The organism is Mycobacterium sp. NPDC048908, assembly GCF_043197955.1.
In the GTDB taxonomy this organism is placed as follows: domain Bacteria; phylum Actinomycetota; class Actinomycetes; order Mycobacteriales; family Mycobacteriaceae; genus Mycobacterium.
In genome coordinates this window covers 183,792-193,086 of the sequence record NZ_JBICUE010000007.1, presented here as the reverse complement: position 1 = coordinate 193,086, position 9,295 = coordinate 183,792, and the positions used below count along the sequence as shown (strand labels likewise).

The window sequence follows — 9,295 nt, the reverse complement described above, 5'->3', positions numbered from 1 at the left end:
GCTTGCACTGGCCACGGAAGCGCGCGGCGGGAGAACCCGGCAACCTTGTCGAGGGGTTGTCGGTGAACGGCATATTCGAGCGACTGGCCCGTGTGGTGGTGCGCTGGCCGTGGCTGGTGATCGCCGCCTGGCTGCTCGTGGTCGCGGTGCTGGCCGGGACGGTGACGCCGTTGATGCGGCTGGCCAGCGACCGCAACCAGGAGTTGCTGCCTGCCGACTCCGCGGTGATGGTGGCGACACGTCAGATGACCGAGGCCTTCGGCGAGCCGGGGATCCAGAACATCGCCCTGGTGGTGCTCACCAACGAGCGGGGGCTGACGCGCGCTGACGAGGATGTCTACCGCAACTTGGTGGACAAACTGCATCGCGATCAACGCGACGTCGTGATGGTGCAGGACTTCGTGTCCCAACCGCCGCTGCGCAACGTGATGGAGAGCAAGGACCACAAAGCGTGGTTCATCCCTGTCGGTGTCGCCGGTGAACTGGGATCCCCCGAGTCAAACGCGGCTTACCAGCGCGTGGTGGCCACCGTCAATCAAACGGTTGCAGGTTCGGGGCTGACTGTGCACATGACGGGGCTGACGGCGACCGTCGCGGAACGCGAGGAACTGGGGCTGCGTGATCTGCGGGTGATCGAAACCGCGACATTGGTCATGGTGCTGGTCATCCTGCTCGTGGTGTACCGCAGCGTGGTGACGATTCTGTTGCCGCTGGTGACCATCGGCGTCTCGCAGGCCGCCGCAACGCAGTTGGTCGCCGGGCTCGCGCAGTTGGGCCTTGCCATTTCGCAGCAGACGGTCGTGTTCATGAGCGCGATGATGATCGGCGCCGGAGTCGACTACGCCGTGTTCTTGATCAGCCGGTATCACGAATACATTCGGCAAGGGCTGGACTCCGATCAAGCCGTCACACGGGCGCTGACGGCAATCGGCAAGGTGATCGCTGCCTCCGCGGCGACCGTCGCGGTGACGTTCCTAGGCATGAGTTTCACCAGCCTCAAGGTGTTCTCGACGACGGGACCCGCGCTGGCTGTCGCGGTGGCGGTGGCGTTTCTGGCCGCTATCACGCTGTTGCCTGCGATGCTGACGCTGGGTGGGCGACGGGGTTGGGTGAGGCCGAGACGGGAGCTGACCAACCGGTTCTGGAGACGTTCGGGCATCCACATCGTGCGGCGCCCAGTTGCGCATCTCGCCGCCAGCCTGGCCGTGTTGATTCCGCTGGCCGCCTGTGTGCTGTTCTTGCACACCAGTTATGACGCGCGTACGACGCTGCCGGCGACAGCGGAGAGCAACGTCGGGATGGCCGCCATCGAACGGCATTTCCCGGCCAGTGTGACAGCGCCGCAATACATCTTCATCCAATCCCCGCACGACCTGCGGACCACCAAGGGACTGGCCGACCTCGAACAGATGGCGCAACGAGTCAGCCAACTGCCCGATATCGCGACAGTGCAAGGCGTCACCCGGCCCACGGGCGCACCGTTGGAGCAGGCCACACTCAGCTATCAGGCCGGCGAGATCGGCAACAAGCTTGCAGACGCGTCGTCGAAGATCGCGGCCAGCACCGACGAGCGCGCGGCACTCACCGGGGGCGCCGACAAACTCGCCGAAAGCCTCGGCACGGTGCGCAGCCAACTGGGCCGGACGACCAAGGTCCTCGACGGTCTGCGTCAGACCCTCACCAATGTGCGGGCGCAGCTCTCCAATTCAAAGGCGTTCCAGGACATCGAGGCTCAGCTCGCGCAGGCCCGCGCCGCCGACGACCCGGCGACCGGCAATCTGGATGACACTGCCAACCTGATCGGTGACGTGCTCAACGGATTGAACACCGACCCGACATGCGACGCCCAGCCCTCCTGCGCGAAGTTGAAAGAGCAGCTGCAGAACCTTCCTGACATTCTTCGCAAGGTGCAGCCGTCGCTTGACGCGGCGCTCAAATCCATGCGGACCCTCGGCGCGAACAACCCGGGGGGTCTGCAGAACAGCCTCGCGACGCTCGACCAGGGAGCCGCCGCGCTGGCGGACGGCAGCCGAAAGATCGCCGACGGGGTACGGATCCTGGACGACCAGACCAAAGAGTTGGGTGAGGGTCTGTCGCATGCATCGGCGTTCCTACTGGCGATGAAGCTCAACGCATCCGACCCGGGCGCGGCGGGCTTCTACATCTCGCCCGAGATACTGGGCGACGACCAGTTCAAGGACCTGGCGAAGGTTTTCATGTCGTCGGACGGGCATTCGGCTCGTTACCTGGTGCAATCGAAGCTGGACCCGTACGACACCAAGGCGATGGACCAGGTCAAGACGATCCTCGCCACCGCGCGAGGGGCACAGGCGAACACCTCGCTGGCTGATGCGTCGATATCGATGTCCGGGATGACGCCGTACTACAGCGAACTGCGCGACTACTACAACGATGATCTGCGATTCATCGTGCTCATGACAGTTGCCGTGGTGACGGTGATCCTGGTGCTGTTACTGCGAGCCATCGTGGCGCCCCTGTATCTCGTTGGCACGGTGATTCTCTCGTGCCTTTCCTCGTTGGGCATCGGGGTGATCGTGCTGCAGCTGATTGGCGGCCAGTCCATGACCGCCAGCACACCCGGGATGGCGTTCATCGTGCTGGTGGCCGTCGGCGCTGATTACAACATGCTGCTGATCTCCCGGATCCGGGACGAATCGCCGCATGGCATCAGATCCGGAGTCATCCGTACCGTGCGCGCTACCGGAAGCGTGATCACCTCTGCGGGAATGATTTTCGCCGCACCCATGCTGGCGATGCTGTTCAGCAGCATCGGTTCGATGGTGCAAGGCGGCTTCATCATCGGCGTCGGCCTGCTCTTGGACACCTTCCTGGTCCGCACCATCACCGTGCCGGCGCTGGCGGTTCTGGTCGGCAAGGCCAACTGGTGGCCGTCAGGCTGGCGGCCGAAGCCCGACGCGTCGCGTCGCAGGACTTCGATAGGTGCCGCCATCCGTGCGCGACTGCCGGAGTCGCAGGCGCTTCCCGACGGGAGCGCATAGCTGTCGAGTCACCGGACTTAGGTGGGCGCCAACCTTTCGCAGATCAGTTCCGCAAGCGCCCGAATGGTGGTGACCTCGGGGGCCCTGACCCGAACCCCCGTCGTGGCTTCGACCCGGCCGCACAGTTCGAGCGCGCCCAGTGAGTCGATACCGCTTTCGGTCAGCGGGCGGTCGGGATCGATGCTGCGACGTAGCACCACGCTGACCTGATCGGAAATCATTTTTCGCAGCTGCCCGGCCCAGTCTTCACGGGGAAGCGCGTCGAGCCGCGCGCGCAGCTCCTCAGCCGCCGCGGTGTTCGGCCTGACACGGAACGCCTCGGCGAAAGGGGTGCGTTGGGCAAAGGTCGACAGCCACGCCGTGCCCGCAACCGGACCGCAGGCGCTGAACGGACGGTCATGGCGCAACAATGCGTCGAAAACATCAACCCTCTCCTGCGGTGCGATCGCGTCGGTGGTGTCGGCCACGGCGCCCCAGGCGATGGTGGTGGCGGGTAGGCCGTGATCTCGACGCCATCGTGCGAAACCCTGCAGCCAGCTGTCGGCCGCAGCATATGCGCCGTGTCCCGGTGCGCCCACCAAGGCTGCTGCCGAAGAGAACGAGCAGAACCAGTCCAGCGGCTGGAGGACGGTCGCGGTATGCAGATTCCAGGCGCCGAGAACCCTTGGCGCCCAATCCCGGTCGAACGTGTCCTCGGTGAGGTCGGCCAGCATACCGATGTCGGTCACGGCGGCGGCGTGTAGTGCGCCGCGCACGGGAAGACCCGTGGCAGTGGCGATGTCCACCAACCGTGACGCAGTAGCAGATGCGGCGATGTCACCACACTCCACGACGACGTCGGCGCCGGCCATCCGAAGGGATTCAACTCTCTTCACCGTTGCCGGTGACGGTTGCGTCCGCGAGCACAGCACGATACGGCCGGCCCCGTCCGCGGACAGGCGCTCGGCGAAGAACAGCCCCAAGCGTCCCAATCCGCCGGTGACGATGTAGGCGCCGTCGCGCCGGCAGACCGGCGCTTGTGCCGGCGGCATCACCACGCGAACGGGGTCGTCGACCGGCATGTCGAGCACGAGCCTGCCGGTATGTCGTGCACCGCTCAGCGCACGAATGGCCTCGGCCGCGTTGGCCAGTGGGTAGCGGTTGTACTGCGGTGATGGCAATGTCTCGTCGGCGACCAGTCGGTACACGGTGCTCAACAGGACCCGTAACCGCTCCGGGTGGCTTTGTGCCAGCAGTTCGAGATCGACGGGGTGGAAACTCGAGTTGCGCTGGAGCACGAGGGAACCCGCCGGGATGTTGACCGTCATGTCGTGCTTGCCGACGTCGACGAATCGTCCTCCGGGCGCCAGCAATTCGAGGCCGGCGCGCCGGGCGGCGCCGGATGCCGAATTGAGGACGATGTCGACACCGTACCCCTGCGTGTCGCGGCGGATCAGCGCGGCGAACTCGCCGCTTCGCGAGTCGTATACCCGTTCGATACCCATGCTGCGCAACAAGTCTCGACGCGCCTCGCTGCCGGCGGTGGTGAAGACCTCGGCCCCGGCGGCGCGGGCGATCGCGATCGCCGCCTGCCCCACACCACCGGCCGCGGAGTGGATCAACACCTTGTCGCCTGCGGTGACGTGGGCCACGTCGCGCAGCGCGTAGTGCGCGAGGGCATGCGTCGTGGTGACCGCCGCCGCGGTGCCGAAGTCCAGCCCGGCCGGCAGCGGCACGGCCAACCGGGCGTCGCAGGTCACGAACGTGCCCCAGCAACCGTTGCCGTCGAGGCCCCCCACGTGGTCGCCCGGCTTGAGGTGCGTGACGCCGGGCCCGACAGCGGTCACCACCCCGGCGAAGTCCGCGCCGAGTTGCGCCACGGCGCCTCCTGAGGCGACTAGTGCGTCGGCGAGGTTGACGCTCGACGACCGCACCGCCACCTCGACCTGGCCAGCACCGGGTGGGATCCGTTCGCAGGCAACGAGTTCCACCGACTCCAGGTCACCCGGCGTGCGGATCTGCACCCGTATTCCATCGTGCTCCGGGTCGGCGACGGCGGTCCGTCGCTCCTCGGGCAGAAGCGGCGCAGGATGAAGACGCGCGGTGTACCACTGGCCACCCCGCCACGCCGTCTCGTCTTCTTCTGACCCGACGAGAAGTTGTCGTGCCAGATGTTCTGCGGTTCCGTCGACATCATCGACGTCGATGTGGGCTGCGCCGAGTTCCGGATGTTCGTTGCCGATCACCCTGATCAAACCCCGCACGCCGGCTTGCGTCAGGTTCGGCCGCTCGTCAGCCAGAACGGTCTGGGCGTTGTGCGTCACCGCATACAACCGGGGAGACTCTCCGGGCGCCTGCGCCAGTTCACGCGCGAGGCACACCAACTGCTGTACACAATCGCGGGCCCGCGAAGCGTCCGGCTCGTCTCCATCGGGCGGTTGCCCCACCCACACCACGCCGGTCAGTTCGGCGCCTCGCAGACGATTCCTGAACAGTTCGGCGCTTTCGCCGCCGGATCCCGGCAGCCACTCCATGCTCGTGCAATGTGCGCCATGGGTTTCCAACACTTTGGTCAACTCTGCCGACAGGGCATCGCCAGTGCCACAAGCAATCAGTAGCCACGTTCCCGGGTCGGTCTTGGGCGGTTCGGGAAGTTGGCGCTGCTGCCATCCGACGGTGAACAGGTCGGCACGATTCTGGTCGATCTGGCTGTCGGATGTGGTGATTGCGAACCGCGCACGCTGCGCAACCAACAACACGGCGCCGTGCTGATCGAGAACCTCGATGTCGGCCTCGATGCCGGCGTCGTCGGTGCCGGTGAGGCGGGTGTAGCAGTAGCGGGCATCGCGGATTTGACCATAGGCGCGGAGACGCCCGATACCGGTCGGCGCGGCCGTCACCTCGGTGCCCGTTGCGAGCGCAGTCACCGACTGGAAACACGCGTCCAGCAGCCCAGGGTGTACGCAGTAACCGGTGTGTTGACAACGCATCGTTGCATTCACCGCAATTTCGGCGACGACCGTGTCCGTGGCCTCATCACCGGTGTGGACGGCAACCAGCCCTGTGAACGCTGGACCATACTGAAGTCCGCTGTGCCGCAGCCGATCCCGTATCTCTTCACCCTGCCGGGTGGTCGCATGCGCGGCAAGCAGGGCGGGCACGTCGCGAGCAGAGGGGGAGTCGTCGGTGTCGGGTTCGGTGCGGTGAAAGGCGCCGGCGGCATGCCGCACCGGCGCACGGTCAGGGTAGGTTTCCACGACAAAGCGGAACGTGTCCGGCGATTCGGCCGTTGCCACGGTGCTGATCGAGATGGCGGTATCGCCGACCAGCACGTGCTCGAAACGGATATCTCGCACCTCGGCGGCGTCGCCCAGGACCGTGCCCGCCGCGGAAAGCGCCATCTCGCAGTAGATTGCCGCGGGAAACACTGGAGCACCGTGGATTTGGTGATCCGGCAGCCAGGGCAGGCGATCTGTGTCCAGTGCGGACTGCCAAATGTGTCGCTCGGGCTCCTCGCGCAGATGGACATGTGGTCCCAACAGCGGATGTGCAGACACGCTGTGCCCGGTAGGGCGCGAATGTGCGTCGTCGCGGAACCACAGTTGCCGGCGGGTCCAGGCTGGCAGCGGCGCATCCACCAGCGTGCCATCCGGGTACAGCGCCGAGAAGTCAACAGCACCGCCAGCGCAGTGCAGTTCGCCGACGAAATCCCTTAAGTCATAGGGGAGGTCGCGTTCGCGTCGCATCACGCTTATCGCGGTCACCGGCACGTCGAGGCTGCGGCCGACGTCCTCAACGGCAGCGGCCAGCACCCAATCGGGGGCCAGCTCCGTGAAGATCCGGTGCCCATCTTCCAAGGCTGCCCGCACCGCCGCGGCGAAGCGCACCATCCGGCGCATGTTGGCCGCCCAGTAGCGGCCATCACAGGCTGGTTGTTCGCGGGGGTCGTAGGAAGTCGTCGAATAGAAGGGAACTTCCGGGGTCATCGGGTGAAGCCCGGCCAGTGACTCGGTGAGCTCGCCGACGATCGGATCGATGTGAGCCGAGTGAAACGCCAATTCCGTGGGAAGCTCGCGCGCCTCGACGTTTCGTTGTTGCCATGCCGCAACAAGTTCGCGAACGGCGAGGGCGGACCCGGCGATTACCGTGGAGTTCGGCGATGTGACCGCGGCAACGGCGACTTCGTTTCCGCGCAGCGCCAACTCGGAGAGCACCTGCTGGGCGGGAAGGTCTACTGACGCCGTGGCACCATCACCCGAGATGCGGGACATCAACTGTGCGCGGCGGCACACCACTTGGAGTCCGTCTTCGAACGAGAGCGCCCCCGAGACGACGGCCGCTGCCACTTCGCCGACCGAGTGTCCGATGACAGCACCAGGGCGAACGCCGGCTGCCTTCAAAGCGGCGGCCAGCGCCAGCTGCATGGTGAACAGCGTCGGCTGGATCCGATCTTGACCGCTCAGCGGTTGACGGACCGACAGTGCTTCGGTGACGGAAAAGCCGCATTCGCGAAGGATGACCGGTTCGGCCAAAGCCACGGTCGCCGCGAAAGCCGGTTCCTTCACCAATAGGTCGGCGCCCATGCCTGGCCATTGCGAACCTTGGTCGGAGAACACCCATACCGGGTCCGCATTGTCGGCCTCCAGTGCGGCCGCATGTGTGGCGTCGCCTTGGGCGATTTCGCGCAAAGCCTCGACCAGCTCGGCCTTGTCGCTTGCACTGACGGCGGTGCGAAGCGGGCGGTGGGCGCGCCGGCGCGCCAGCGTGTAGGCCAGATCAGGCAGCGCGACGTCGTCGTGTGCCCCTACCCAGTCCGCCAGCCTGCCTGCCGTACGACGTAGCGCGTCGGCCGAGCTAGCGGACAGGACGTACAACCACGACCCGCGGCGCACGGGTTCGTTGATCGGGTCGACGTGCGGGGGCGCCGGAGCCTGTTCCAAGACTCCGTGGACATTGGTTCCTGACAATCCGTACGACGTCACCGCCGCCCGGCGCGGCTGACCGCCATTGCGGGACCATGGCGAAACGCGTTGTGGCACAAATAGGTTTGTGGTTACGCGGTCGAGCGCGTCAGGCAGCTGAGTGAAGTGCAGGTTCGGCGGTACCACCCCGTGTTGCAGCGCGAGGACGGTCTTCATCAGACCGAGCACTCCGGCTGCCGCCTGGGTGTGGCCGAGGTTGGTTTTCACCGACGCGACGGCGCATGGGGTCTCGACGCCGTACACCTCGGCCAGGCTCGCAAATTCAATTGGGTCACCGAACGCGAGGCCCGCGCCGTGCGCTTCGACCATGCCTACTGTGCTGGGATCAAAACCGGCTGTTGCCAACGCGTTCCGGTACACGGCGGTTTGTGCACGTTGCGATGGTGGCTCGTTGTGGAGGACGCGCCCGTTTTGATTGGCCGCAGTGCCGTGGATCACCGCCAGGATTCGGTCACCGTCGCGGAGGGCCTCTGGCAGCCGTTTGAGCATCACCATGCCGGCGCCCTCGCCGGCCACGAGCCCGTCTGCCGCGGCGTCGAACGCGCGGCAGCGCCCGGTGGGTGACAGCAGGCCTTGTGCGGAGGCTGCGGCGAACCGGCGCGGTTCCAACAGGACACACGCACCGCCCGCGAGCGCAAGGTCGCTTTCGCCACGGTCGAGGCTGCGACACGCCATGTGCACCGCGAGCAGGCTGGACGAACCCGCGGTGTCGACGGTGACGGCGGGGCCGTGGGTGCGCAGGGCATGCGCGATCCGACCAGAGGCCATGCTGAGCACATTCCCGTGGACCCCGTGCGGCCCGTTCATGGGATCGGAGTGGGCGCCGACGATTTGGTAATCGACATGGGTGAGCCCGATGAATACACCGGTCAGTGATTCGGTCAGTTCGCGCGGGAGGATTCCGGCGTGCTCAACGACTTCCCAGGAAGTCTCCAGTAACAGCCGCTGCTGGGGGTCGAGCGCCGTCGCCTCGGCGTCATCGATGCCGAAGAAGTCGGCGTCGAAGCTTGCGACATCGTCTAAGAAAGCGCCCCACTTGGACACCGACCGGCCCTGCATCTGAGGGTCGGGGTCGTAGTGTTCGTCGGCGTCCCAGCGGTCAGCAGGGACTTCGGTGACCAGATCGTCACCGCGCACCAGCGCATCCCACAGTTTCTCCGGCGAATCGATTCCGCCGGGCAGTCGGCATGCCATGCCGATCACCGCGATGGGCGTGACCTCCGCACCCGGAGTCGATCGGTGTGTCTGACCATTGACAGCCTCGACTGAGACCATTGCGCTCCCATTGCTATCTCGAGATACAACCCATTACCT

The 9,295-nt window shown here is 65.9% G+C and carries 2 protein-coding genes; one reads left to right on the top strand and one right to left on the bottom strand.

Translation table 11 applies throughout. The features are described from left to right. Nucleotides 1-116 precede the first annotated feature (116 nt). Complete coding sequence (locus ACGFK1_RS19980; RefSeq protein WP_393433202.1) at nt 117-3,020, top strand: RND family transporter; 2,904 nt, start codon at nt 117-119, stop codon at nt 3,018-3,020. A 17-nt stretch (nt 3,021-3,037) separates the two neighbouring features. Here ACGFK1_RS19980 and pks2 read toward each other — a convergent pair whose 3' ends face one another. After that, complete coding sequence (gene pks2 / locus ACGFK1_RS19975; RefSeq protein WP_393432927.1) at nt 3,038-9,256, bottom strand: sulfolipid-1 biosynthesis phthioceranic/hydroxyphthioceranic acid synthase; 6,219 nt, start codon at nt 9,254-9,256, stop codon at nt 3,038-3,040. Between the last annotated feature and the right edge of the window lie 39 nt (nt 9,257-9,295).

Bases quoted from the DNA above. Each gene is read 5' to 3' on its own strand.
- pks2 (WP_393432927.1), bottom strand. From the start codon at position 9,256: ATGGTCTCAGTCGAGGCTGTCAATGGTCAGACACACCGATCGACTCCG.